26 protein-coding genes and 1 pseudogene are annotated in these 25912 nt (G+C 65.4%); 5 read left to right on the top strand and 22 right to left on the bottom strand.

Annotation, left to right across the window (positions count from 1 at the left end; all coding sequences use genetic code 11):
* Positions 1 to 7 precede the first annotated feature (7 nt).
* Positions 8 to 1258, top strand: a complete 1251-nt coding sequence (locus ACIGJG_RS00505) for a VanZ family protein (RefSeq protein ID WP_220631202.1) — start codon at positions 8 to 10, stop codon at positions 1256 to 1258.
* Between the two features lie 72 nt (positions 1259 to 1330).
* Here ACIGJG_RS00505 and ACIGJG_RS00500 read toward each other — a convergent pair whose 3' ends face one another.
* The 15 genes and pseudogenes from ACIGJG_RS00500 to ACIGJG_RS00430 form a co-directional block, all read right to left on the bottom strand.
* Positions 1331 to 1495, bottom strand: a complete 165-nt coding sequence (locus tag ACIGJG_RS00500; protein ID WP_181184460.1) for a hypothetical protein — start codon at positions 1493 to 1495, stop codon at positions 1331 to 1333.
* A 40-nt stretch (positions 1496 to 1535) separates the two neighbouring features.
* A pseudogene (locus ACIGJG_RS00495) lies at positions 1536 to 1580 on the bottom strand (hypothetical protein); the annotation flags it as partial.
* Positions 1571 to 2086 (bottom strand): hypothetical protein, encoded by a 516-nt coding sequence (locus ACIGJG_RS00490; RefSeq protein WP_041679438.1) that lies wholly within the window; start codon positions 2084 to 2086, stop codon positions 1571 to 1573. The gene ACIGJG_RS00490 and the pseudogene ACIGJG_RS00495, both read right to left, overlap by 10 nt.
* Positions 2087 to 2113: 27 nt before the next feature.
* Positions 2114 to 3787 carry a ShlB/FhaC/HecB family hemolysin secretion/activation protein gene (locus ACIGJG_RS00485; RefSeq protein WP_258234602.1) on the bottom strand — a complete coding sequence of 558 codons (1674 nt, stop codon included), beginning with the start codon at positions 3785 to 3787 and terminating at the stop codon, positions 2114 to 2116.
* 84 nt (positions 3788 to 3871) lie between these two features.
* Complete coding sequence (locus tag ACIGJG_RS00480; RefSeq protein ID WP_140950882.1) at positions 3872 to 4276, bottom strand: Imm63 family immunity protein; 405 nt, start codon at positions 4274 to 4276, stop codon at positions 3872 to 3874.
* Positions 4273 to 6024 carry a TNT domain-containing protein gene (locus ACIGJG_RS00475; RefSeq protein WP_483672641.1) on the bottom strand — a complete coding sequence of 584 codons (1752 nt, stop codon included), beginning with the start codon at positions 6022 to 6024 and terminating at the stop codon, positions 4273 to 4275. The genes ACIGJG_RS00480 and ACIGJG_RS00475 overlap by 4 nt, the downstream gene beginning before the upstream one ends.
* 350 nt (positions 6025 to 6374) lie before the next feature.
* Positions 6375 to 7025: a pyroglutamyl-peptidase I gene (pcp, locus tag ACIGJG_RS00470; RefSeq protein ID WP_483672640.1), complete on the bottom strand. Its 651-nt coding sequence runs from the start codon at positions 7023 to 7025 to the stop codon at positions 6375 to 6377.
* A gap of 15 nt (positions 7026 to 7040) precedes the next feature.
* Positions 7041 to 7991 carry a DUF979 domain-containing protein gene (locus ACIGJG_RS00465; RefSeq protein ID WP_011296281.1) on the bottom strand — a complete coding sequence of 317 codons (951 nt, stop codon included), beginning with the start codon at positions 7989 to 7991 and terminating at the stop codon, positions 7041 to 7043.
* Positions 7992 to 7994: 3 nt separating this feature from the next.
* Positions 7995 to 8726: a DUF969 domain-containing protein gene (locus ACIGJG_RS00460; protein ID WP_011296280.1), complete on the bottom strand. Its 732-nt coding sequence runs from the start codon at positions 8724 to 8726 to the stop codon at positions 7995 to 7997.
* Between the two features lie 101 nt (positions 8727 to 8827).
* Entirely contained in the window at positions 8828 to 9568 is a 741-nt protein-coding gene (pxpA, locus tag ACIGJG_RS00455) for a 5-oxoprolinase subunit PxpA (RefSeq protein WP_483672639.1), read from the bottom strand.
* 12 nt (positions 9569 to 9580) lie between these two features.
* A complete protein-coding gene (locus ACIGJG_RS00450) occupies positions 9581 to 10600 on the bottom strand; it encodes a 5-oxoprolinase subunit C family protein (protein ID WP_011296278.1) in 1020 nt (339 codons plus the stop codon).
* A complete protein-coding gene (gene pxpB / locus ACIGJG_RS00445; protein ID WP_483672638.1) occupies positions 10597 to 11247 on the bottom strand; it encodes a 5-oxoprolinase subunit PxpB in 651 nt (216 codons plus the stop codon). The genes ACIGJG_RS00450 and pxpB overlap by 4 nt, the downstream gene beginning before the upstream one ends.
* Positions 11248 to 11488: 241 nt before the next feature.
* Entirely contained in the window at positions 11489 to 12484 is a 996-nt protein-coding gene (gene lipA, locus ACIGJG_RS00440) for a lipoyl synthase (RefSeq protein ID WP_011296276.1), read from the bottom strand.
* 49 nt (positions 12485 to 12533) lie between these two features.
* Positions 12534 to 13244, bottom strand: a complete 711-nt coding sequence (gene lipB / locus ACIGJG_RS00435; protein ID WP_140950887.1) for a lipoyl(octanoyl) transferase LipB — start codon at positions 13242 to 13244, stop codon at positions 12534 to 12536.
* Between the two features lie 162 nt (positions 13245 to 13406).
* Positions 13407 to 13775, bottom strand: coding sequence for a DUF2917 domain-containing protein (locus tag ACIGJG_RS00430; RefSeq protein WP_011296274.1), 369 nt, complete (start codon positions 13773 to 13775; stop codon positions 13407 to 13409).
* Positions 13776 to 13977: 202 nt separating this feature from the next.
* On the opposite strand from ACIGJG_RS00430, the gene ACIGJG_RS00425 reads away from it, so the two are divergent.
* The gene (locus ACIGJG_RS00425; RefSeq protein WP_049796392.1) at positions 13978 to 14937 is read left to right on the top strand and encodes a transcriptional regulator GcvA; all 960 of its coding nucleotides are present in this window, start codon (positions 13978 to 13980) and stop codon (positions 14935 to 14937) included.
* Positions 14938 to 14941: 4 nt separating this feature from the next.
* Here ACIGJG_RS00425 and ACIGJG_RS00420 read toward each other — a convergent pair whose 3' ends face one another.
* The 7 genes from ACIGJG_RS00420 to ACIGJG_RS00390 all read right to left on the bottom strand — a co-directional run bounded on the left by ACIGJG_RS00420 (position 14942) and on the right by ACIGJG_RS00390 (position 22953).
* Positions 14942 to 15961 (bottom strand): tyrosine recombinase XerC, encoded by a 1020-nt coding sequence (locus ACIGJG_RS00420; protein WP_483672637.1) that lies wholly within the window; start codon positions 15959 to 15961, stop codon positions 14942 to 14944.
* A gap of 29 nt (positions 15962 to 15990) precedes the next feature.
* Positions 15991 to 16662, bottom strand: a complete 672-nt coding sequence (locus ACIGJG_RS00415) for a DUF484 family protein (protein ID WP_041679437.1) — start codon at positions 16660 to 16662, stop codon at positions 15991 to 15993.
* Between the two features lie 84 nt (positions 16663 to 16746).
* Entirely contained in the window at positions 16747 to 17889 is a 1143-nt protein-coding gene (gene rodA, locus ACIGJG_RS00410) for a rod shape-determining protein RodA (protein WP_011296270.1), read from the bottom strand.
* Positions 17890 to 17900: 11 nt separating this feature from the next.
* A complete protein-coding gene (mrdA, locus tag ACIGJG_RS00405) occupies positions 17901 to 20201 on the bottom strand; it encodes a penicillin-binding protein 2 (RefSeq protein ID WP_140950890.1) in 2301 nt (766 codons plus the stop codon).
* A 31-nt stretch (positions 20202 to 20232) separates the two neighbouring features.
* Positions 20233 to 20745, bottom strand: coding sequence for a rod shape-determining protein MreD (gene mreD, locus ACIGJG_RS00400; RefSeq protein WP_140950891.1), 513 nt, complete (start codon positions 20743 to 20745; stop codon positions 20233 to 20235).
* Positions 20742 to 21716 carry a rod shape-determining protein MreC gene (gene mreC / locus ACIGJG_RS00395; RefSeq protein WP_483672636.1) on the bottom strand — a complete coding sequence of 325 codons (975 nt, stop codon included), beginning with the start codon at positions 21714 to 21716 and terminating at the stop codon, positions 20742 to 20744. Before mreC ends, mreD begins: the two co-directional genes overlap by 4 nt.
* 193 nt (positions 21717 to 21909) lie before the next feature.
* Positions 21910 to 22953 carry a rod shape-determining protein gene (locus ACIGJG_RS00390; RefSeq protein ID WP_011296266.1) on the bottom strand — a complete coding sequence of 348 codons (1044 nt, stop codon included), beginning with the start codon at positions 22951 to 22953 and terminating at the stop codon, positions 21910 to 21912.
* 629 nt (positions 22954 to 23582) lie between these two features.
* Between ACIGJG_RS00390 and gatC the strand changes: the two genes are divergently transcribed.
* The 3 genes from gatC to ACIGJG_RS00375 all read left to right on the top strand — a co-directional run bounded on the left by gatC (position 23583) and on the right by ACIGJG_RS00375 (position 25910).
* Positions 23583 to 23882, top strand: a complete 300-nt coding sequence (gene gatC / locus ACIGJG_RS00385) for an Asp-tRNA(Asn)/Glu-tRNA(Gln) amidotransferase subunit GatC (RefSeq protein WP_011296265.1) — start codon at positions 23583 to 23585, stop codon at positions 23880 to 23882.
* Between the two features lie 61 nt (positions 23883 to 23943).
* The gene (gene gatA, locus ACIGJG_RS00380) at positions 23944 to 25449 is read left to right on the top strand and encodes an Asp-tRNA(Asn)/Glu-tRNA(Gln) amidotransferase subunit GatA (RefSeq protein WP_140950893.1); all 1506 of its coding nucleotides are present in this window, start codon (positions 23944 to 23946) and stop codon (positions 25447 to 25449) included.
* Complete coding sequence (locus ACIGJG_RS00375; RefSeq protein WP_011296263.1) at positions 25446 to 25910, top strand: hypothetical protein; 465 nt, start codon at positions 25446 to 25448, stop codon at positions 25908 to 25910. Before gatA ends, ACIGJG_RS00375 begins: the two co-directional genes overlap by 4 nt.
* Positions 25911 to 25912 lie beyond the last annotated feature (2 nt).

Genomic DNA, 25912 nt, shown 5'->3' with positions numbered 1-25912 from the left:
CAACGCCATGGTGCCGGCCCCCACGCCGCCCGCCATGCCGCCGCAGGCGCCACTGCCTGAGGCGGTCGAGCCCAAGTACTCGCCGCTCGCGCGCGTGGGTGTGGTGTGCTTCACGCTGCTGGTGGTCTACGCCAGCCTGTACCCGTTCACCGGCTGGGTCGATAACGGCGTCTCGCCGTTTGCATTCCTGACCGCGCCCAAGCCGCGCTACATCACCGAGTTCGATCTGCTGACCAATGTGCTCGGCTACTGTCCGTTCGGCGCGCTGGTCGTGCTCGCACTGCATCCGCGCATATCGGGCGCGCGCGCCACGCTGATCGCACTGGTCGCGGGCGCCCTGCTCTCCGGCTGCATGGAGGCGCTGCAGACCTGGCTGCCGAGCCGCATCTCGTCGAACATCGACCTCATCACCAACGCACTGGGTGCACTGCTAGGCGGCGCCGTGGTCGCGCCATTTACCTCCGCGCTGATCGACCGCGGCACGCTCACGCAGTTGCGCACCGCGTGGTTCGAGCCGCACGCAAGTTTCGCCATCATCCTGCTGATGCTGTGGCCGTTCGCGCAGATATTCCCGCAGGAACACCTGTTCGGCATGGGCGGCATCGTGCGCGAATGGCTGACCGACCCGGACTCATGGCCGATGCAGGTACTGCAGATGCTGGTGCCGGATCTGCCCGCGTGGCAGGAAAGCATCGGCCTGCGTCCGGACGACATGCAGAGCCAGCAGTTGCTCGAAACGCTCGTAACGGCGAGCAGCTGGCTCGGCACGGGACTGTTCGCATCGATCTCGATGCGGCGGCACGCGCCGATGCTACGCATTCTCGCCGGCTTGCTCGCCGCGGCGCTGCTGCTGAAGGCTGCGGTAGCCGAACTGCAGTTTCCCGATGGCAACGCTTTCATCTGGCTGTCCGAAGGCGGCCGCTTCGCGCTGCTGACCAGCTCGCTGGCGCTGGCGCTGTTGCTATACGTGCCGCGCTGGCTGCGCGCGGTGCTGGCCATGGCGGCACTGATCACGCTGGTCGTGCTCACCAATGTGCTGCCGTCGAATCCGTATGCGTGGATCTCCGAGCAAGGCTGGCGCATGGGGCGGTTTGTGCATTTCAACAGCCTGGCGCAGTGGTTGGGGTGGCTGTGGCCGTTCCTGGCGTTCTGCTATGTGATGTGGCGGTTTGAGCAGGTGAGCCTGAAGCGGCATGAGCGGCGCAAGGCGGCCGCGGCGCGGAGGGAGGCTGGGAAGAGGGAGAAGGAGGTGGTGTGAGGCGGGCCGGCAGCGCGCATCGGCGCTCCGCCCCTCCTGTACGAGCAGGCAGAAGACTGCCTGCGCCGAGTATCAGACGTTGAGTGACTGACCCTCATCGCGCCCCAGCGCCCTGCGCAGAGCTACCGCACCTGCAACCCCACCGGCAAGCGATATGGCCCAGATCCAAAGCGGCGTGCCGGACGTCGCCTCGACGCCGTACACTGCGAATGCCATGATCAGCGAATTGATGCCCATGCAGCAGGATTCCGAGCCATAGTGATCGAGTATGGCGGTACAGGGCCGCGGCAATGAGGCCAACAGCAAAAGCGCTTATTTGCACGATCCAGCTGGACTGACCTTAACCACTTCTGTGGGGGCGCTGAGCGACGTAATTTGCACGGTACAGCTTCGGGCCAGCTTCGTGCTGACGAACGACGCTTCATAGTCCTTGTCCTTTTCCGGCACGAAGGACACGGCGAACCAGCACTGATAGGGGTCTTGTCCGGCCATGTACTTCAGGGTGATCGGCTGGTTGGCCCGCACATAGAACTCCGCAGAATCGTTGTGCCGCCCCGGCTTACCAGCCGGCATACCCAGGCTGCGGTCGCGCAAGCCCCGGCTGCCAAGTGGCCCGCCGATCACGGTGCCCGAACGCTGTGCTTCCCAATCCATGCAATCCCGGTCCGGGGCTGCCCACACCGCGCCGCCAAAGGGATCGCCCTGCGTGGTCACCCGCAAGCGGGCGCGGTCGCCATCCACGGCCTCCTGCACCGAATTGAACTGCGTGTGCGTCACGCCCGCAATGCCGCACGCTGCGAGCCCGGCCACGGAGGCGGCGATCGTCATGGCTGGCCTCCATCTGATTCGTCGCATTCAGACCTCCAGTCCAAGTTGGGCCGCAATGTTGGTGCGATGGGTGCGGAAGTTGTCCGGCTTCCTGACCGGCGTGCCGAGCGTGACCTCGTAGGAGAGCGCCGCCCAGTGCCCCAAGCGCCAGCGCCCGCGCGCTCCAATCACGGCTCCCATCAGGGTCTGGCCGACCAGGAACGCTGCCGACGGGCCGCTGACATGGCCCATGTCGAAGCCGACGAAGCCCTCGTGTCCGGTGTTGCCGATTGACCAGGCGACGTCATTGCGCATGAGCGCGCCGTTCTCGGCAGCCAGCGTCAGTTGCTCATCGAAGCCTCGCACCGAGTAGCGGCTGCCGATCGCGAAGTAGTCGGACGGCAGGATGCGCGTGGGCGAGTATTGCAGGCGCACGCTGCCTTGGTAGCGCAGGCGCTGGCCGCTCACCTGGAACGGCACCATCAGGCCCAGGTTGCCCTGCAGGATCTCCGACTTGCCGTCCCAGTCGGGCTGGCCCAGCACGAATCCGGGGGCCTTGGAATGATCCGGCAACGACTGGCGCCACGCGGCGCCGATGTCGAAGACGCTGTTGCCGAAATACTGGCGATGCGAGGCGCCGACCTCGAAGCCGACGAAATCGCGGTGCTGGACGCTCAGATCCAGCCCATTGATGCTGCTGCTGGCCGACTTGCGGAACACCTTGCCGTAGACAGACGTCTTGCCCGACGCATTGCGGAAAGGCACGTAGCCCACTCCCGCCTCGACTTGCGCACTGCGCCCACCATAGACGATATCGTCCTCGAAGCCCGCAACGGTCTGCTTGTAGCGAGACTGATTGGCGTTGAAGAAAGCATTCCAGTAGCCAAACGGGACACTGTAGTTGATCGCCGACGAGCGCGTGCCCGCAGCGCCGTTGCCGACGTTCGCATTGGTGTTCCCCGAAATCGTGAGGCTGTCGTAGAGGAAGAGTGGCGAGTCGACCGTCAGGGTGCCGCCCATCTGGTACTTGCCGGTGTTCTGCAGGCAGGCGTTGTCGGCTGTGATCAGGCCATGCCAGCGCTTGCCGGTACCGGGCTTGACCACCAAGTCGGCCTCGCCGGGCTCGTCGCCGGGCACGAGGTCGATGGTAGCGTCGGCCTGGCCCTGCAGGCGGCGGATGTTCTCCATGCCCTGATCCAAGTCGCGCTGGTTCACGAGGCCGCCGGCACCGGTCGGCAAGGCCGTGCGCCACCGGCCAATGGTGTCATCGGACTTGACGTGCTCGATGCGACCCGCGACCACCTGCAGGCGCAACGTGCCCGTGGACAGGTTCTGTCCCGGAATCAGCACGCGCGTGGTGACGAAGCCCTCGTTGACCAGGCGCGTCGCGAAGTAATCGCGGATGGCCTGCAGGCCCTTGGTGCCGGCGCACTGACCGACGAGGATTTCGGATTCGGGCGTGAGCCAGCCGAACGCCTGCGCGTCATCCCACACCACCGCCTTGATCGGGAAGCACGGCGATTCGGTGGGGAGGATCAGCGGGCCAGAAGTGGGACCGCTGGCGGCTCGCGACAGCACGTCGGGCCGGGCCATGGCGCGCTGCTTGGCCGCGTCCTGCTGTTGTTCCTGGCGCTGCTCGATGGCGTCGTTGGGCGTGACGTTCGGGGAGAAAGGGCGAGCCTGGGCGACCGCAAACGACGGTAGGCTAAAGGCGACAGACAAAAACGGCGCGCGGCGAAGTCCTTAGGATGCATCGAGTGGGCTGTTTAGATATCTAGGCAGACTACCAGCGACTACACGACTGCATTAGCCATCGCGGAATGGATTGTTCCGCAGGATTTTCTGTATTTCCAATGCAAGCCGTTCGTCCCACTCACCGTTGATGCTGTGGATCAATTCCCGTTTCTTGGCGAAGGCGATTCGTCTGCAGTCTTGCCCTTCTACTCGATTCTCTAACTCGAAGTTGAAAGCCAAGGTCGAAGTCACAGAGTCGAAATACCAATACAGAATGTCATCGATGCTCGCCGAACTCCTACGACCAAATTCCATGCCCCGTTCAGAGTACACAAGGTGATACTTGCCATCTCCAATTTCTAAGTGCGGGCTACCGTCGCCGACAGGAACCGTCGGAAGAAAAAGAGAGCGCCTAGATATCGCCGCCTTTTGGCCATACGAGTAAATCATGTCTTGCACTTCGGAGGCCGTCATCATCGCTTTACTTCCTTTAGATAGCCATTGTTAAGGAGCCATTCAACATTCGCTCGCCTATCGGGTAGGTTGGGAAGAATCTGTGTTCCGCCACCAGGTTGACCAAATGCGGGGGCTGCAGTCCCCTGAATAGACGGAAGTGGCTTTATAACTTCATATGTATGATAGTCAAGCGCACCGGAGCCCGGCGCCAGAGACAACTTCTGCAGTGGCGTCCCGGCAGGAGCCAGATAGCTGCCGTTGGGATCACCCTGCCTGCCAAGTATTGTGCCTACTGGGATTATCGATGCTTGAGGCTTGTCCGTGAATCCGAGATTGCCTGGCCAGTCCCACTGACCGCTATTGACGGAGCTAGTGGACTGGCTAGTACCTGGCTTCTGATACTGAACGTACTGTTCTGAGTCGTCCGTTCTTGCCTTTAGATCGGTTTGCCGTTGCTTTGCGCTTGCGTCAGCTGCGTTGGCTTTTGCCAGCGCAGCCTTCATCTCATCAATCGCGGCTGAAACTTGCGCGGCAGCCTTGCCTGCGCCGGCGCCAACGCCATCGAGCGTAAAGCCAAGGGCAATGCGCTCCTGCGACGTCATGGTCTTGGTGTCGTACTGCCCACCCTGTGCCACCATGCGCAGCGTGCTGAGCTTGTCGTCGATGTAGGCGATCGTGGTGAAGTCACGATTCTGCAGCGCAATGGCACGCTGCTGGGTCAGAGCAACAGCGGCATCCCTCAGATCCTGCGGGTTGGAAGCGTAGTGGGAGGGATCGTTGAGAGCGTCGCCCAAGGCCAGGGTGCTGCCCGATAGCTTGGTGTTCTGGCCAGTTGCAGAGGTCTTCCACGCCTTGTCATACAGCGCACGCTCGTTGGCATTGTTCGCGATCGCGCCAGCAAACTTGACGTTATCGTTGAAGCTGCCATCGGCCTTGCCATCAAAATAGACAAAGCCGTTACCTTGCTTCCCAGCTTGCGATGCAAGGAAGTCACGCGCAGCGGTGTTCTCGCTATACCGCGACGCCCACTGATCGTCGTCCTGGCGTAGCGCCTGACGTGTCAGTTCGGCTTCCGCCTGATCCTGACTGATACCTTGCTGGGCCGCGTACTTGGCGGCGTTGTCCTTGATGTACTTCGCCTCGTCAGGGTGCAGTTGTCGGGTATTGGCGTCCACAACGGACGCCACGGCAGCGCCAGATCCGCCGCCAACAATCGCACCGATGCCGCCAGCGATAACGTTGGCCACGATGTTGCCCACGGCGCTACTGCCAGTTGCACCAGAGACGGATTGTTTCACTTCGCCCAGGGTTGGCGCAGCCATTGATGCAAGACCCGCAGCCGCTGCGCCGGCTAACGCACTGCCACCGCCCAGCCCCGCTACCAGTGCTCCGCCCGCCATATGCAGTTCTGCGCGGTAACTACCGCCTTCCTTCCAGCCTGCAACATCCGCTTGCGCGGACTCCATGGCGGCCTGGTTGTCCGCGCTTGGATCCTTCTCAAAGGCTTTCTGAGCGTCTGCAAAGCGGCTTTGCGCGTCTTTCAGACGACTGTCGGCAACATCCCCGACGGTCTTCGCGATTGCCGCGCCCGCCGCCTGCGCTGCCGCCATGGTGTCGGCTTGCTGGTCCAGTAGGTTCTTCAGGTTGGGATTGTTGCCGACCTGGCTATTGGTGCCGGTGGTGTCGCGCTTCAGGCCGGCCGGGTCCTGGGTCTGGTTGGCCTGGTCCTTGATCGTGATCGTGCCCTCCGCGATGGCCGACTGCGCCACGCCGGACCGGACAGGTCTATAGGACAATTCCGAAAAACAGTCGAATGTTGCAATTGTTTAAAGTTCGACTGACGTGACTATGGATTTGCGGTTCCATCACGAAAGAATCGGCAAATCAATGCAGTTATTTCGGACTTAAAAACAGCGCGAATGAGATACGAGCGCGCAAGGGACCTGATGGCGAGTGCCATCGCATTAGGAAGGGATGGGTGTTAAGCCAGTAGGGGCTTGAGGGAGAAAGCGGTCGTGTGACCGCCTGCGGGGGACTTCGCGGAGGCTCCGGCCCTCACCCAGCCCCTCTCCCGCTAGCGGGAGAGGGGAGGAACCACGGGGCGTCTTGATACCTGGACTCAGTGCAACTGACCGCCCTGCTCGCGCACGTCTACCTCCGTCGCCAGCGTAGTCGCGATAGCCTGCCGAATGCCGCGAACCATCGACTCCAGCGACATGCTGGCCTCCCCAGGATGCCGCGCGGCCTGCTCGGGCAGGTAGGGAATGTGGATGAAGCCGCCACGCACCCCCTCGCCTGCCGGCGTGGCCAGCGCGTGCATCAGGCCGTAGAACACATGGTTGCAGACGAACGTCCCCGCCGTCTGCGACACGGCGGCGGGGACACCCGCTGCACGCATATCGCGCACGATAGCCTTGATCGGCAGCGTGGAGAAATATGCGGCCGGGCCATTCGCGGCGATCACGGTATCGATGGGCTGCGCGCCCGCATTGTCGGCAATGCGCGCATCGTCGACATTGATCGCGACGCGCTCGACCGACATCTCGGTGCGGCCGCCCGCCTGCCCTACCGCAATGGCGATGGCGGGCTTCAACTCGCGCAGCAGCGCGGCCATGCCATCGATCGCCGCACCGAACACACACGGCAACTGGCGCGCGACGACGACGGCATCGCCGATGCGTTCGCCGTCGAGCGCGCGTACCGCCTCCCACGACGGATTGATCGGCTCGTTCTCGAACGGTTCGAAACCGGTCAGCAAAACGGTGCGCATGGCAACTCTCCTCGCTTACATCAGGAAATACAGCAGCGCGATATTCGCGACGAGGATCGCCAGTGCGGTCGGCACCTGCGCGCGAATCACGGCGTTCTTGTCTTCAAGTTCGAGCAGCGCCGCTGGCACGATGTTGAAGTTCGCCGCCATCGGCGTCATCAGCGTACCGCAGTAGCCCGAGAACATGCCGATAGCCGCCATCACCGCCGGGTTGCCGTGGAACATGCCGACCAGGATCGGCACGCCGACACCGCCCGTCATGACCGGGAACGCGGCGAAGCCGTTGCCCATGATCACTGTGAACAGCGCCATGCCGACGCAGTACACCGTCACGGCGACCAGCTTGTAGTCCATGTTGATGTAGGCGGTGGTCAGGTGCGCCACGGCCTTGCCCACGCCGGCGTCGGCGAACACCAGGCCCAGCATCGCCAGCATCTGCGGCAGCACCAGCGCCCAGCCGAGCGATTCCGTGAGCCGGCGCGATTCGCGCACGCCTTGCGCCACGGTGTCGCGCGTGAGCCAGCACACCACGCCCAGCGAGATCAGGCAGCCGATGCCAAGCGAGACGAAGGTCACGTTCTTCGGGTCGAGCAGCGGAATGCCGGCGATCTTCACGTCCTTGAACAGCACAGTACCGATCACGGTGACCACCGGGATCAGCAGCGCCGGTATGAACAGCTTGTTGCCGAGACGGCGCGCGCTGGCGCGGCGTTCTTCTTCGGGCAGCGTGTCGTGCTTGCCGTGGCCGACGCCGCCGAAACCGGCGATCAGCGCCATGACCACCGCGCCGATGCCCACTGCCGCGGGCGGCAGACGGTCACCGATCAGGAAGACGATGGCGTACAGCAGCCAGAACAGGCCCGTGCTGAAGCGGCGCGGATGCTCGCGGTCGGCAAAGGTCAGCAGCGCGGTGATGGCAAGGACCAGGCCCGCCAGCCAGTACAGGTACTCGATGGAAACGATCATGGCTTACTCCCCGCTCTTGGTGGCCGCGACATTGGCAGCGGCGGCCTTGCCACCGAGCTCGCGCTCGAGCCAGCCGTCCAGGCGCCTCAGGCGCACCGCGTGGATCAGGAACGCGCAGATCGCGGTCGGGATGCCCCACACAGCGATATGCAGCGGCTCCACGTCGATGTTCGACGACAGCAGGAACGTATGCATCAACGCGATGGCGCCGAACGCTACGAAGATGTCCTCGCCGAAGAACAGGCCGACGTTGTCGGTAGCCGCGCAGAACGCCAGTACTCGCTGGCGGATCGGTTCTGGCAGATGGCCAAAGCGGTTCTCCGCTGCGCCTTCCGCCATCGGCGCCAGCAGCGGTCGCACCATCTGCGGATGGCCGCCAAGGCTGGTCAGGCCAACCGCAGCGGTCAGCTCGCGCACGCCGAGATAGACGATCAGCAAGCGGCCGACGGTGGCCGATGCGATACGTGCGATCCACGCTTGCGCATGCTCGCGCAGGCCGTGCCGCTCGAGCAGGCCGATGACCGCCAGCGGCAGCAAAATGATCAGCGGCAGGTTGCGCGCCTTGACGAAGGCGGTGCCGATCGCGGTGAAGATCTGCATCACGGGCATCGACGCCGCCAGGCCCGTGGCAATGGCGGCCAGCGCCACCACCAGCATGGGATTGAAGCGCAGCACGAAGCCGATGATGATGACGCCGACCCCGATGAGGGGCCAGAGGTTGACTGCCTGTTCCATAAGAGACACCAGAGAGAGTGTGATGGAGGCGTGCGGCCTTCAGCCGTCAGACGGCACGACGGCGAAAGCCGCGGGACATGCCGCGCACAGGGCTGGTGGCCCTATGCGCCGGCGCGGACTGCAATGCCTTCGGCGCCGAGCCGCTCGCGGATGCGGCGCGCAAAGGCAAGCGCATGTTCACCGTCGCCGTGCAGGCACACGGTTTCAGCGCGGATCGGTACCCAGTTGCCGTCGATGGCGCGCACGCGTTGCTCGCGCACCATGGTCAGCGTCTGGTTCAGGGCGACTTCCTCATCTTCGTGCAGCGCGCCGGGCGTGCCGCGTTTGACGAGCGAGCCGTCGGCGTTGTAGCCGCGGTCGGCAAAGACTTCTTCCTTGACGCGCAGGCCGGCCTTGCGCGCCACGTCGATCATCTTGCTGCCGGCCAAGCCGAAGAAGATGAGGTCGGAATCGAAATCGCGTACGGCGCGCACGATGGCCTCGGCCAGCGCGGGATCGCGCGCCGCCTGGTTGTAGAGCGCGCCGTGCGGCTTCACGTGGTGCAGTTGGCCGCCTTGCGCACGTACCATCGCCGCAAGCGCGCCGATCTGATAGAGCACATCGGCGTAGACGGCTTCGGGGTCGCGCTGCATCTCGGTGCGGCCGAAGTTCTCGCGGTCCGGGAAGCTCGGGTGCGCGCCGATGGCGACGCCCTTTTCGATTGCCCACTTCACGGTCTGCAGCATGGTGGCGGCATCGCCGGCGTGCCAGCCGCACGCTACGTTGGCGGAGCTGATCAGCGCGAGCAGCGCCTCGTCATTGCCGCAGCCTTCACCAAGGTCGGCGTTCAAATCGATCTGCATTGCGTTTCTCCTTCAGGCTGCGGCGCGCGAGCCGGTGCGGCGGCGCGCGGCAATGGTCATGCCATCGCCCTGCCATTGCAGGGCCTGGTCAATCTGGCGCAGGTAGCGGTCCACGGCTGCCTGTGCATTGGTGGCTTCTTCCAGCGTGACGCGCACGAAACGTACCGGCGCGCCGAGCGGCACCTGCGCCAGGCGCCACAGGTCGGCGCCGATCACGACGCCGATCTTCGGGTAGCCGCCGGTGGTCTGCGCATCGGCCATCAACGCGATGGGCTGACCGGCCGGCGGCACCTGGATCACGCCCGGCACCACGCCGTGCGAAAGCAGGTCAGCGCTGCGGTCGGCCCTGCGTGCAAGCGCAGGCCCCTGCAGGCGCAGGCCCATGCGGTTGCTGTTCGGCGTGATGATCCACTCGGACTCCCACAGCGCAGCCTGCGCGGCGGGTTCGAAATCGTCGTACTCGGGGCCGGGCAGCAGACGGATCGGTACAGCATTGCCGGAATCGGTGCACCGCAGCGCCCACGCCGGAGCCTGCACGCCGAGCCAGTCCGAGCTGGCGGCCAGGCCGGGGCGTGCCGCGGCAAGGCGATCGCCGTCGTGCAGCGCGCGACCTGCAAACCCACCGAAGCCAGCCTTCAAGTCGGTGCTGCGCGAGCCCATCACGGGCTCCACGTCGATGCCTCCAGCCACGCACAGGTAGACGCGCGTGCCCCCGCGCGTCGGGGGGAGCGTCAGCGTCTCGCCGCGGCGGACGTCGAAGGCATGCCACGACCACACCGGCACGCCGTCGAGGTTGGCATTGCACTCGGCGCCGGTCAGCGCCACGCGCAGGTCTTCATGAAAACGCACGGCCGCGCGGCCGAGCGTGAATTCAATGGCGGCGCTGCCCGGCGCATTGCCGAGCAGCCGGTTGCCGATGGTCAGCGCCAGCGGGTCCATGGCGCCGGAGCGTCCGACGCCGAAGCGGCGAAAGCCGGTGCGGCCGAGGTCTTGTACGGAAGCCAGCGCACCCGGTCGGATGATCTCGATCACGCGATGACCTCCTCGGCAATAAAGCGCACCGTGTCGCCGGGGGCGAACAAGGAAGGCGGATCGCGGTCGGCCACGAACAGCGCGGCATCGGTACGCCCGATCAGTTGCCAGCCGCCCGGCGCGACGGCCGGATAGATGCCCGTCTGCTCGCCGCCAATGCCGACCGAACCTGCCGGCACCGCGAGCCGCGGCTCGCGCCGCCGTGGCGTGGCGAGCTCCGGTGCGAGTCCACCCATGTACGCAAAGCCGGGCTGGAAGCCGAGGAAATACACCACGTACTCGCCAGCGCTGTGACGGCGCACGACTTCCTGCGCGCTCAGCCCCGTATGCGCGGCCACATCGGCCAGGTCGGGCCCATGCTCGCCGCCGTAGCGAACCGGAATCTCCACGAGCCGCCCTGTCGCGTTGTGCGCCTCGCCAGAAGCCCAGGCGAGCTTCAGGTTGCGCTCCAGCGCCGCGACATCGGCCGTGCCGTCGAAGATCACCGTCAGGTTGTTCATGCCGGGCACGACATCGACCACGCCGTGCCAGTTTTCGGCGCGCGCTGCCATGGCCCAGATGCGGCGCTGGACCTCAAGCGAGGCCGGCGGCGGCGCGCTGCAAAGCAGCGCCTGTTCGGCAAGACGGTGGACGGTACAGGAAGTCATGAGGCAACACCGGCTGGAACACTGCTGATCAGTGTAGGCCGGGATGGCTCCAGATGTGACTCATCAGCTTTTCATAGACAATTTATCGATGAATCATCATAACTAAACAAATATTGCCTCGGCACTCAGGATTGACCCTAATACATTGGCCGCCATCCGGGACAGTTGTAGCGGGCGGCCCAAAAGCAAAACGGCCGGGTTTCCCCGGCCGTCTTTCCCTACTTCGTCACCACAGCGTCGATCAGGCAAACCCCGCCTGATGCGCCTGCTGGTCGGCGTGGTACGAGCTGCGCACCATCGCGCCCACGGCGGCGTGGGTGAAGCCCATCTTGTAGGCCTCTTCCTCGAACATCTTGAACGTATCGGGATGCACGTAGCGCAGCACCGGCAGGTGGTGGTTCGACGGTGCGAGGTACTGGCCGATGGTCAGCATGTCGATATCGTGCGCGCGCATGTCGCGCATGACTTCGAGGATTTCCTCGTCGGTCTCGCCCAGGCCGACCATCAGGCCGGACTTGGTCGGCACGTTCGGGTTGCGGCGCTTGAATTCCTGCAGCAGCTTGAGCGAGTGCGCGTAGTCGGCACCCGGGCGGGCCTGCTTGTACAGGCGCGGCACCGTTTCCATGTTGTGGTTCATGACGTCCGGCGGGCAGGCCTGCAGGATGTCCAGCGCCTTGTCCAGGCGGCCGCGGAAGTCGGGCACCAGCACTTCGATGCGGGTGGCGGGCGACAGCTCGCGCGTCTGGCTAATGCAGTCCACGTAGTGCTGGGCACCGCCGTCGCGCAGGTCGTCACGGTCAACGCTGGTGATGACCACGTAGTTGAGCTTGAGTTGGGCGATGGTGCGGGCCAGGTTGCCGGGCTCGTTCACATCGAGCGGATCGGGGCGGCCGTGGCCGACGTCGCAGAACGGGCACCGGCGCGTGCACTTGTCGCCCATGATCATGAACGTCGCCGTGCCCTTGCCGAAGCATTCGCCGATGTTCGGGCAGCTTGCTTCCTCGCACACCGTGACGAGGTTGTTCGCGCGCAGGATGTCCTTGATCTCGTAGAAACGCGAATTGCCGGTGGCGGCCTTCACGCGGATCCAGTCCGGCTTCTTGAGCTTTTCGGCCGGCACGATCTTGATGGGGATGCGCGCGGTCTTGTCGGCCGATTTCTGCTTGCGGGTCGGATCGTACTGCTCCGCGGGGGATTGGGGGGCTTCGCTGGAGGAGGCGATCAGGGCGTCGCTCATAAATTTCTCCGCACGCGCAACGGCGTGCAATTCGCTTGTCAGCTTGTCACTAAGAGGCCAGGGCCGGCGTGGCGGCAGTCTTGTCTGCCGCCAGCGCACGAGCCTCGCGCGCTGCCAGCACCTCGCACAATGCCGCCGCCAGGCGCCGCGCGATGTCAGGTTGTTGTGCGGCGGTCACGGGCTGGTCTTGCCAGTGCCCACCGGCGGTGGCCATGTCGACCGTTTCCAGTCCGGCATAGCCACACGGGTTGATGCGCAGGAACGGCGCCAGATCCATCTGCACGTTCAGGCTGACGCCGTGGTAGCTGCAGCCGTTGCGGATCTTGAGGCCGAGCGCCGCAATCTTGGCACCCCGGTGCGGGCCGTCCGACAGGTAGATGCCAGGGGCGCCGGGCTTGCGCTCAGCCGCGAGATTATACGCCGCGAGTGTGTCAAGAACGGCCTGCTCGATATCGTTGACGAGCTCGCGCACCATCAGCTTGCGGCGCTTGAGATCGAGCAGCAGATAGGCCACCACCTGGCCAGGACCGTGATAGGTGATCTGTCCGCCACGGTCGATCTGCACCATCGGGATGCGTTCGTCCGGCGCCAGCAGGTGTGCGGGATCGCCCGCCTGGCCCAGCGTGTAGACCGGCGGATGCTCGACCAGCCAGACCTGGTCAGGCGTTTCAGGCGTGCGCGCGGCAGTGAAGGCGCGCATCGCGTCGAAGCAGGGCTGGTAGTCTTCTCGGCCCCGTTCGATGACTTGAATCGGATGCATGGCGAGAGTGTAACGAAAAGGGCCGGCTTGCGCCGGCCCTGCCCCGGTCATGGAGCGTCCTTCAGCCTGTGCTGCGCGTCCTGGCGGCCTTCTTCATCACGTGGCCTCGGCCAGACCAGCCGCAGCCGTGATGCATGCGGCGCAGACGCCCCCTCTCCGCGCTCAGGCTGCCTTGGCCTGGTCGTCGGCCGGCGTCCACTCCGTGCCTCGAACCAGGCGCCGCAACCCGCGGTACACGAGGTGCGGCAGGTCGGCCAGCGTCAACACCGGGCGCCGCGCTTCGGCGATCAGCGCCAGGCGCACCGGGCGTTCGGCGCGCGGGTCGATACTCAGTACCACTTCATCGCCACGCCGCAGCAGCAGATTCCCGCCACAACGCAGCCAGTAGTCCTCGGAATCGCCTTCACGCGTCATCCACAGGTCGGTGCCGCCGGCATCTTCCACATGGAGGCGCTGTGCCGAATGCATGGACAGCGCGGTGACTTCGCCGGGACTCAGGGTGAAAACTGTCGTTGTGAGCAGAGCTTGCATGGTGGATCTCCTGTCCGCCGGCCTCGGCGATCTTGCCGAAACATGTCACTTGACCGGTACTGGCCTGGTTTTCCCGCCAGGCCAGTTCAAATCGCAGTGGCATTGGGGCGCCGGTGAATGAATTCTAGTGATTGCCCACGCACTGGCAAAACGATATATTTTGGAGGTTCTTGTTAGTGAATCTCACAAAGCGGAGGCCGTCATGGCGTGGAAAGGCGCATGGGAAAGGGACATGCCGCGCGGCTGGCACCGTGAATTGCCGCGTCTGCCGGCACTGACGGCATTGCGCGCGTTCGAGGCGGCGGCCCGTCATGAAAGCTTCTCCCGGGCGGCCACCGAGCTGTTTGTCACGCATGGCGCGGTCAGCCACCAGATCCGCGCGCTCGAAGAAGAGCTGGGCCTGCCGCTATTCGAGCGCCATGGCAAGCGCGTCGCGCTGACGCCGCCCGGGCGTCTCTACGCCGAGCGGATCCGCGACGCCCTGTTGCAGATTGCCGACGCAACGCGCGTGCTGCAGTCCGGCAACCGCGACAAGCGGCTGACCATCAGCACCATGCCGTCGTTCGCCGCGCGCTGGCTAATGCCGCGCATCGGCAGCTTCATCGAACGGCACCCGGAACTCGACGTCGAGCTGCTGTCGTCGAACACACTCGTGGACTTCGGCCAGGAAGAGGTCGATATCGCGCTGCGCATGGGCACCGGCGACTACCCGGGCCTTTACGTGGAAAAGCTGCTCGACGACGTGTTCTTCCCGGTCTGCAGCCCGGGGTTCAACGGCGGTCGTCTGCCGGAGAAGCCCAGCGACCTCGCCGGCCTGAACCTGCTGCGCGGCGAAGGCGATCCATGGAAACCTTGGTTCGAAGCCGCCGGACTAGACTGGCCCGAGCCGCGCAAGGGGCTGATGCTCGAAGATTCCTCGCTGCTGCTGCAGGCAGCAGCCGAAGGCCAGGGCATTGCGCTGATCCGCTCTTCGCTGGCTTATAACGACCTGTTGTCAGGGCGCGTGGTGCGGCTGTTCGATGTCAGCATTACGTGCCCGTGGCTGCTGTACTTCGTATGCGCGCCAGGGGCACTCGAATTGGCAAAGGTGCAGGCGTTCCGCGGGTGGCTGTTGCCGGAGATCGACCGGTTTCGGGAAGTGCTGGCGCAGTGGGCGGATTGAGGGTTCAGTCGCCCGACGTCTCGTCATCGTCCGAGCCGTCCTTGGACGGCGCCGCGCGCCCGGCCCTCGGATGCGCCTTGTCATAGACTTTCGCCAGATGCTGGAAGTCGAGCGACGTGTAGATCTGCGTCGTGGCGATGCTCGCATGCCCGAGCAGCTCCTGCACCGCGCGCAGGTCGCCTGACGACTGCAGCATGTGCGTGGCAAACGAATGCCGCAGCATGTGCGGATGCACGTCAGCGGGCACGCCGGCACGAATGGCCTGCTGCTTGAGCCGCAGTTGCACGACGCGCATCGACAGCCGATGCCCGCGCGCGCCAAGGAACAGCGCGCTGGCGTCTTCCGGCGCGGCGCCGGGGCGCAGCAGTTGCTCGCGTACGCCGAGCCATGCGCGCAACGCCTCCATCGCCTTGCTGCCGACCGGCACGGTCCGCCGGCGCGAGCCCTTGCCCGTCACGGTCAGTTCGGCACCGGACAGGTCGAGCCAGCCGGCCGATTCGTAGCCATCGAGCCTTTCGTAGCGCACATCAAGCTGCACCAGCTCGGCCAGGCGCAATCCGCTCGAATAGAACAGTTCCCACACGGCCTGGTCGCGCAGCGCGGCGGCATCCGTGCCGGCCGGATGCGACACAAGCGCCACGGCATGCTCGACGGATAGCGCCTTGGGAAGCCGATGGCCGGAGCGCGGCGCGCGCACGCCATCCACGGGATTGGCCTGGACACCCAGGCCGTGCTGCGCGGCCCACAGATAGAAGCCGCGCCAGGCCGACAAGGTCCGGGCAATGCTGGTACCGGCCAGTCCTTCGCCATGCATGCGCGCGGCAAAGGCGCGGATATGGCGGGTCTGCAGCGCAAGTAATGCAATCCCGGGCGCATGCTTAGCCGCATGCGCCTGCAGCACGGTCAGGTCACGCCGATAGCTGCTGATCGTGTGGCCGGCCAGCTTGCGGCTGCCTTCCAGCCACGCGAGGTAGCGTTGGACGATCGGGTCGTTTGTCACGCCGTTCGTCGGTTCGGCAGGCATGGCTGCAATCCGGGACCGGGAAGTAACGATCAGTCGCGCAGGCGGTTCAGTGCCGCGCCGGCGACTTCACCGATCTGGGTCAGGTAAGCCGTGCCCATGCCTTCGTGGAAACGGCGCGCATCCGCCGAGCCCAGCACGAGCAAACCGAAGGCAGCGCCCGGCACCTCGCCAACAGTACGCACTGGCGGGCGCAAGGCGACCATGGCCAGCGATGCCACCTCGTCGAGCTCGAGCAGCCCGGCGGCTTCGAAGCCGGCATTGGCGCCGCAGTAAGGCGCGCGCAGGCCTTCGGCAAACAGGCGCATGTCGTCGCTGGCGCCCTGCGCCACTTCCATATGCGCAAACTGCTCGGCCACGCTCCACAACTTGAGCGCCACGGCGGGCACGTCGAACACCTGCTGCAGGCCATCCTGCACAGCGTAAGGCAGCGCATGCGAATCGGGCTCGGCCAGCAGGCGCAGTTGCCATGCGTGCATGCGTTGCTGGGTGCGGTCGTTATCGTGCCCGTGGCGCATCAGGTCGGCCAGGCGCAGTTCGAGTCCCTTGTTCTTTTCACGCAGGATTTCCATCTGCCGTTCCTGCAGCGACACCGCGCGGTGGCTGTGCGGGCTGGTGAGCTGCACGGTGGCGAGCAGCTCGGCATGGTCTTCGAAGAACTCGGGATTGCTCTGCAGGTAGGCGGCGACGTCTTGGGCGTTCATGGGCTTCGAACCGAGAGAAATTTGGATGGCAGTGTAGCAAAGCGGGGCATTCACGCCCCGCCCCTTTCTGTCTGCCCATCTGTATTACGTCTGGATCAGCCGTTTCTGTCGGGAAATCGCCATCAGGATGCCGATGCCCGCACCCAGCGTCACCAGCGCCGTGCCGCCGTAGCTCATCAGCGGCAGCGGCACGCCCACCACGGGCAGGATGCCGCTCACCATGCCCATATTGACGAAGGCATAGGTGAAGAAGATCAGCGTGATCGAGCCCGCCAGCAGCCGCGAAAACAGCGTCGGGGCATTGGCCGCGATGAACAGCCCACGGAAGATCAGCAGCAGGTACAGCACCAGCAGGATAGCGTTGCCGATCAGGCCGAATTCCTCGGAGTACACCGCGAAGATGAAGTCGGTGTGCTTTTCCGGGATGAACTCGAGGTGGGTCTGGGTGCCCTTGAGCCAGCCCTTGCCATCGACGCCGCCCGAGCCGATCGCGATGATCGACTGGATCGTGTGGAAGCCTTTGCCGAGCGGATCGGTGGTCGGATCGAGCAGCGTGCACACGCGATGCTGCTGGTAGTCGTGCAGGATCGGCCAGTTCACGCCCGGCGCGCAGATATCGTTCTGGTACGTGATCAGCAGCGAGACCGCGACCACCAGGACGCCCAGCAGCGGCAGGATGATGCGCCAGGACAGTCCCGCGAAGTAGATCACGTAGACACCGGCCGCCATCACCAGCAGCGCGGTGCCGAGGTCGGGCTGCTTGGCGATCAGGCCGACCGGGATCAGCAGCAGCGCCAGAGCCACCACGAAGTCATACCATCGGACCACACCCTCGCGTTTCTGGAAGTACCACGCGAGCATCAGCGGCATGGAGATCTTCATGATCTCTGACGGCTGGATCACCATGCCGACATTGAGCCAGCGCCGCGCACCCTTGCGGATCAGGCCGAACATGGCCACCGCGATCAGCAGCGCCACACCGACCGTATAGATCGGCACGGCCACCCGCATCAGCGTCTGCGTGGGCAGGTAGGCGATCACCAGCATCACCACGTACGACAGCAGGATGTTGCGCAGCTGGTCTTCGACCCGGCCCGGCATGTCGATGGCGGCGGAATACAGCGCCACGATGCCGGTGGCGAACAACAGGAACACGATCAGCGCGAGCGGCTTGTCAAAGCCGGTAAACGCCGTCTTGATAAGCGACAGGACGCGACGCTTGTCCATGCGCGTCTCCTTCAGCGGGTAACGTCGGGGCCAGTCGCCGGGGTGGCAGCAACGGGCTTGACGCGGGGTTTCGGTGCAGGCGCCTTGGCCGCAACAGGGGCAGACGCCGGTCCCGGCGCAACGGGCTTGGGCTTGCTGTGGCCGAGCGCCTGCAGCATGCGTTCATCCAGCGTCTGCATGGCCGAAGCCGGCGCAATGGCGGCCGGATCCAGCGCCGCGGCCATGGAGGCGCCAGCCGTCGCGGACGATGCCGCCGCCATGGCGGACGATGCGCCCACCGCGCTGGCCGCCACGGCGCTGGCGCCGCCGGACATCACCGTCGCGCTGGCAATGCTCGCAGTCTGGCCCGTGGTGAACACGCTCGCCGTATCGACCGGCGGACGTTCGGCCGGCGGCGGTGCCGAGGCTTCCAGTTCGGCAGGCCACTTGCCGAGCAGGTAATAGTCCATCACCTTGCGCGCGATCGGCGCGGCCACCGCGGCGCCGAAGCCCGCGTTCTCGACGATCAATGCAAGCGCGATCTTCGGGTTATCGGCCGGCGCGAACGCCGTGTAGAGCGAGTGGTCGCGCTTGCGCTCGTCAAGCGCGTGGTGGTTGTACTTCTCGTTCTTGCCGAGTGTGTAAGTCTGGGCCGTACCGGTCTTGCCGGCCGACTCGTAGGCAGCGCCGGCGAACACGCGCGCGGCGGTACCCGAATGCGTCACCGCCACCATCGCGCGCTTGATCACGTCGATGTCGGCCTGCTTGAAGTCCAGCCGGTAGCTTTCCTTGGGCACGGTCAGCGTGCGCTTGCGCGTGACGGAATCCTCCACGGCCTTGACCAGGTGGGGCTTCATCGCCGCGCCGTTGTTGACGATGATCGAGATCGCGTTGGCAAGCTGCAGGATCGTGAAGCTGTTGTAGCCCTGGCCGATACCCAGCGAAATCGTCTCGCCGTCATACCACTTCTGCTGCTCGGGCTTGCGGTATGCCTTGCGCTTCCACTCCGTGGACGGCAGGATGCCTCGGCTTTCGCCCTCGATGTCGATCCCGGTGATCTGCCCGAAGCCCAGCGGCTTCATGAAGTCGTGGATCGCGTTGACGCCCATGTCGCGTGCGAGCGCGTAGTAGTACGTATCGCACGACTGCACGATCGACGTCTGCATGTCGACCCAGCCGTGGCCGCCCGGCTTGTCGTCGCGGAACGTGTGGTTGCCCAGCGTGAACGAACCCGGGTCATGCATGCCCCACGCGGCCGTGCGCTTGCCCGTGGTCAGCGCCGCCAGCGCCATGAACGGCTTGTAGGTCGAGCCGGGCGGATAGGTGCCGCGCAACGGGCGGTTCAGCAGCGGCTTGTCGGGCGAATTGTTGAGCTCGCCCCAAGTGTTGGAGTCGATCCCCTCGACGAACAGGTTCGGGTCGAAAGTCGGCTTGGAGACGAAGGCCAGGATGTCGCCAGTCGACGGCTCGATCGCCACCAGCGCGCCACGGCGGTCGCCGAACAGCTCCTCGGCCAGTTGCTGCAGGCGGATGTCGAGCGACAGGATCAGGTTGTTGCCCGGCGTGGCGGGCGAGGTCGACAGCGTGCGGATCGGCCGGCCGCCCGCGCTCACCTCGACCTCCTCGAAGCCGGTCAGCCCGTGCAGCTCGGTCTCGTAGCTCTGCTCCAGGCCGATCTTGCCGATGTAGTTGCTGCCCTTGTAGTTGTCGGCGTCCTTGCGCGGATCGTACTTGGCGCCATCGGCATCGTTGGCCTCGTCCATGGCCTCGATGCGCTCCTGGTCGCGCTGCGAGATGCGTCCCAGGTAACCGATCACGTGCGACGCCGATTCCCCGAGCGGATATTGCCGGAACAGGCGCGCGCGCACGTCCACGCCCGGGAAGCGGAAACGCTGCGCGGAGAAGCGCGCCACCTCTTCATCGGAGAGCTGGCTGCGGATCGGCAGGCTCTCGAAGCTGCGCGATTCCTCCATCAAGCGCTTGAAGCGGCGCCGGTCGCGCGGCTGGATGTCGACCAGCAACGACAGTGCCTCGATCGTGTTTTCGAGCGTATCGGTCAGCTTGGACGGCGTGATTTCGAGCGTGTACGCCGAGTAATTGCGCGCCAGCACGACACCGTTGCGGTCCATGATGATGCCGCGGTTCGGCTCGATCGGCGCGACGGAGATGCGGTTGTCCTCGGCCTTGGCCGAGTACTGGTCATGCTTGTACCACTGCAGCCACAGGAAGCGCGTGAACAGCAAGCCGAAGCAGATCACCGTGAACAGCGCCGCGGCCGCCACGCGGAGGCGGAAGCGGCCGATTTCCAGTTCGACGTTGCGGATTTCGGTCATGGTACTGCCGGATAGGATGCGTGGGTCGCGCTCAGATCGGGCGCGTCTCGTCGACGTCGACCGAGCGGCGCTGCGGCGCGAGCAGCACTGCCGTGGCCAATGGCCACAGCAGCGCCTCGATGCCTGGGGCGACAAGCAGCGGCCAGCCCGGCAGCGGTGCGCCCATGGCCAGGCGGATCACCACCGGCACCGCATGCGCGATAAACAGCAGCGGCAGCACGTGCAGCGCCTGCGTATAGACCGTGAACCACAGCACACGGCGATGGATGGTAATGGCGAAGTAGGCCAGCAGCGTATAGGCCACCGCGTGTTCGCCGAGCAGGCGCGCATCATGCACGTCCATCAACAGGCCCAGCGCGAACGCCACGCCCATGCCGACCTTGCGCGGCTGGTGGATGTTCCAGAACACCAGCACCAGCGCCACCATGTCCGGGATCCACAGGGTGGTGCCCCACGGCATCAGGTTGAACAGGAAGGCCATGACGAAGCTGAACGCGATGAACACCGGGTTCACCGGACGCAGCAGGTACTGGGGATTGGTCATTGCTGGGCCTCCTTGGCGGCGGGAGCGGATGCGGCCTTTGCCGCCGCCGCGCTGGCCGCAGCGGCACGCGCGGCCGCCGAGCGGGCACCCTTGGCCGGGGCTTCGGTCTTCGCTTCGATGGTCTCGCGCGGCGGCATGGCGGAGTCGTAGCGGACCACGAGCAGTTGCCGGTGCGAACGCACACCGGCCACCGGCTCGCACCACACGCGCGAGAAGGCGGTATCGGCCTTGCGCTCGATGTGTGCGATCTTTGCCACTGGCAGGCCCGGCGGGTACGTGCCGTCCAGGCCTGACGTCACCAGCAGGTCACCCTCTTGCAGGTCGGCCGCCGCAGCCATGAAGCGCAGGTCGAGCTGACCGGCGCGCGCGCCGCCGAAAGCCACGCTGCGCAGCCCGTTGCGCACTACCTGAACGGGAATGGCCTGGTCCTTGTCGGTCAGCAGCGTGACTTCGGACTGGAACGGCGACACGCGCGTGACCTGCCCGATCACGCCGCGTTCGTCGATCACCGGATAGCCGGCGCGCAGTCCATGCTGGCTGCCCTTGTCGATCACGATGCGCTGCGAGTACGGATCGCGCGCGTCATAGAGGATTTCCGCCGTCGTGACGGGCGTGGCCGACTGCTGCTGCAAGCCGAGCAGCTTGCGCAGCTGGTTGTTTTCGGCCTCGAGTTGCGCCTGGCGCACCGAGGCCTCGGCCTGTTCCACGGCGCTGCGGCGCAGTTCGCGGTTCTCGCCGGCGAGCGTGGCCGAAGACTGCGCGTAGTCAAACACGGTGCGCAACGCATCGCGCGGCACCAGCACGACGCGCTCCACGGGCATCAGCACCGTGGCGGCTATCTGGCGCACGATGCTGAGCGCGTTGAAGCGCGCGTCGACGATCAGCAGCGCCAGCGCGATGGCCACATACAGGACCAGGCGCGCGACAGCCGAAGTTCCTTGCTTGAAAAGCGGCGGTGGAGAGTAATCCATTTAGCCGGGCGCAGGCGTTGTCGGGAGAGAAGACGCTAGGGAAAAGTGAGGCTGGCACGCAAAGACATTGCCGCCCCGGCGTGCCGGGGCGGCAATGGGCGCCGCGGGAGCGCTCCCGCGGAGGCAGCGTTGCTCCGCAGCCCTGATCGCGAGATCCGGCAGGCGGTGCATCGCGCCGTGCAGTCCTGCAGCCTTACTCGTACGAGAAGATGCTGCCCAGCTTGTCCATGCGCTCGAGCGCCATGCCGGAGCCGCGTACCACGCAGGTCAGCGGGTCTTCTGCGACCAGCACCGGCAGGCCGGTTTCCTCGGCCAGCAGGCGGTCCAGGTCGCGCAGCAGCGCGCCGCCGCCGGTCAGCATCATGCCGCGCTCGGCGATGTCGGCGCCCAGTTCCGGCGGGGTCTGTTCCAGCGCGATCTTGACGGCCGATACGATCTGGTTGAGCGGATCGGTCAGTGCTTCCAGGATTTCGTTGGACGACACCGTGAATGCGCGCGGGATGCCTTCGGACAGGTTGCGGCCCTTGACTTCCATCTCGCGGACTTCGGAACCCGGGAACGCCGAGCCGATTTCCTTCTTGATGGCTTCAGCGGTCTGTTCGCCGATCAGCATGCCGTAGTTGCGGCGGATGTAGTTGACGATGGCCTCGTCGAACTTGTCGCCGCCGACGCGCACCGAGCCCTTGTACACCATGCCGCCCAGCGAGATGATGCCGACTTCGGTGGTGCCGCCGCCGATGTCCACGACCATCGAGCCCGACGGCTCCGACACCGGCAGGCCGGCGCCGATCGCGGCCGACATCGGCTCCTCGATCAGGTAAACCTGGCTGGCGCCGGCGCCCAGGGCGGATTCGCGGATCGCGCGGCGCTCGACCTGGGTCGAGCCGCACGGCACGCAGATGATGATGCGCGGGCTCGGACGCAGCAGCTTCGAGTCATGCACCATCTTGATGAATTGCTTGAGCATCTGCTCGGTGACGGTGAAGTCGGCAATCACGCCGTCCTTCATCGGGCGGATGGCTTCTATATTGCCCGGCACCTTGCCCAGCATCTGCTTGGCTTCCTTGCCCACTGCCTGGATGGTCTTCTTGGCGTTGGGACCGCCCTCCTGGCGGATGGCCACGACCGAAGGCTCGTCCAGCACGATGCCCTTGTCACGCATATAGATCAGCGTGTTGGCGGTGCCAAGGTCGATGGCCAGGTCGTTGGAGAAGTAGCTGCGGAGAAATCCGAACATCAGGAATCCTGTTTCTGTTGGGTTCGCGGGTAGGCGAAGTGGCCGGCACCGACTACGGGCCGGCCACAAAATGTATTCATGCGGGTAAGGTCAGGCTTCCCGGACGCCGGACAGTCCGCCACCGGCCACCCTGCTCCAGGATGGCGCCGGCAAACTGCCGCGGAGCGCTGTCGCGCGCCGCTCTTACGGGAACCTTTGATTAGACCTCACGAAAAAGTTCGCGAAAAGATCACGTCTGTGCCCCATCGCTGAAATTTCGCAATGCGGCAGAGGGCTAATCAGAGGGACCCAGACCATCAGCTTCGGACATCTCCGCCCCGGCGCGCGGCCGGTGCATCCCGAAGCACGTTTCACGGCAGTCGAAGACCCCGCCGAAAAAGTGACAAATTATTCACCTGAGAGGCTCCGCCGGCGCGCATGTGGCGAGGACGTTGCCAAAGGTCGAGAGCACGCAATGATACCTTATAATTCCAGCTGATTCGGGCGGTTACAGCCTGAAAACAACTGCTAATCCGACGACACCGGGGCGCCCCTCGGCACCCCGCCCGGGCCGCGCGACGCACCCGCCGCATGCCTCGGACGCCTGTGCTGCAAGCGCCTTTTTGCATCCGACCCGTACCCACTACGCCATGGCCCTCGACCTTTCCGACGTCAAGCGCATCGCCCATCTGGCCCGCATCGAAACCAGCGATGAAGAGGCGTCCCAGACGCTTGCGCAGCTCAATAACTTCTTCTCGCTGGTCGAGCAGATGCAGGCTGTCGATACCACCGGCATCGAACCGCTGGCGCACCCGCTGGCTACCGTGCGCGACATGGTCCAGCGCCTGCGCGACGACGCCGTGACCGAAAGCGACCACCGCGAAGACTATCAGCGCCCCGCGCCGGCCACCCAGAATGGCCTCTACCTGGTGCCCAAGGTCATCGAATGACCCCGTGCTGCCTCATTGCGCCCGCACCCAAGCACGCCACCCCTGATGCCAACCGACTGTCATGCCCTTTTCCGCTGATTCCGTGACTTCCCTGCGCCAGCTTGCCGACGCCCTGGCCGCGCGCTCCGTTTCCGCCGAGGAACTCGCGCGCACCTACCTGGCCCGCATCGAGCAGGCCGGCGCGCTGAACGCCTTCACCCATGTCGACGCCGAACGCACGCTAGCCCAGGCCCGCGAAGCCGACGCACGCCGCGCGCGCGGCGAGGCCACGCTGCTCACCGGCGTGCCGGTGGCCCATAAGGACGTGTTCGTGACGCGTGGCTGGCGCGCCACGGCCGGCTCGAAGATGCTGGCCAATTACGAAAGCCCGTTCGACGCCACCGTAGTCGAACGCATGGCCGCCGCCGGCATGGTGACGCTGGGCAAGACCAATATGGACGAGTTCGCGATGGGCTCGTCCAACGAAAACTCGTTCTTCGGCGCGGTGCGCAACCCGTGGGACACCGACCGTGTGCCGGGCGGCTCCTCGGGCGGCTCGGCCGCCGCGGTGGCCGCGGGACTGGCGCCTGCCGCGACCGGCACCGACACCGGCGGTTCGATCCGCCAGCCGTCGTCGTTCTCGGGCATCACCGGCATCAAGCCGACCTACGGCCGCGTATCGCGCTACGGCATGATCGCGTTCGCGTCGTCGCTGGACCAGGGTGGCCCGATGGCCCACACCGCCGAAGACTGTGCGCTGCTGCTCAACGCCATGGCCGGTTTCGATGCGAAGGACTCGACCAGCATCCCGCCCGAGCAAGGCGGCGTCGATGAAGACTTCGCGCGCTACCTGGGCCAGCCGCGCGCCGGCGCTTCCGAAAGCCAGCCGCTGGCAGGCCTGCGCATCGGCCTGCCGCGCGAGTACTTCGGCAAGGGCCTGTCGCCCGATGTGGAAGAGACGGTGCGCGCCGCGCTGCGCCAGTACGAACAACTCGGCGCCACGCTGGTCGAGGTCTCGCTGCCGAAGACCGAACTGTCGATTCCCGTGTACTACGTAATCGCCCCGGCCGAAGCTTCATCGAACCTGTCACGCTTTGACGGCGTGCGCTACGGCCACCGCGCGGCCGAGTACCGCGACCTGCTCGACATGTACAAGAAGTCGCGCGCCGAAGGCTTCGGCGCCGAGGTCAAGCGCCGCATCATGGTCGGCACCTACGTGCTGTCGCACGGCTACTACGACGCCTATTACCTGCAGGCGCAGAAGATCCGCCGCATCATCGCCGACGACTTCCAGCGCGCGTTCGCCCAGTGCGACGTGATCATGGGCCCGGTCGCGCCCACGGTTGCATGGAAGCTCGGCGAGAAGACCTCGGACCCGGTGCAGATGTACCTGGCCGACATCTTCACGCTGTCGACCAGCCTGGCGGGACTGCCCGGCATGAGCGTGCCGTGCGGCTTCGGCGAAGGCAATATGCCGGTCGGCCTGCAGCTGATCGGCAACTACTTCGACGAAGCGCGCCTGCTGCAAACCGCGCACGCATTCCAGCAGGCGACCGACTGGCACCTGCGCCGTCCCGCCAAGGCATGAAACGGCTTGCGCAAGGCTTCCGGCTGATCCTCGCTGCGGCGCTCGCGGCGGTGGTGGCCGGCTGCATCCAGTTGCCGATCATCGGCAAGCCGACGCCGATCGCCGCCCGCGATATCGACCTTGTCGGCGACTGCCGCCGCACCGAGGAAGACGGCTTCCGCGAGGACGCCCAGTTGCGCGTGTCCGACAACAGCGTGCAACAACTGTCGTGGAAGCTGTGGGTCGGCAAGCGCGGCTCATGCAGCTTCAACCTGGCCGATTTCCGCCAGGTCCAGAAGAAGCCGCATATCGAACTGCGCGCGAACGACGGCAGCGGCTGCAAGCTGATGGTCTGGCAGGACCCCCGCCGCGTGACGCTGGCGCATGCCAACTGCCAGCAGCGCTGCACGCCGGGCATCTATGAACAGGCGTGGCCGGTGATGTTCGAACCCGGCACGGGCGCCTGCGCGCAAACCCGCTAAGG

The organism is Cupriavidus sp. C1SS-2L (assembly GCF_057073735.1).
This window is presented reverse-complemented; position numbering and strand designations above follow the sequence as displayed.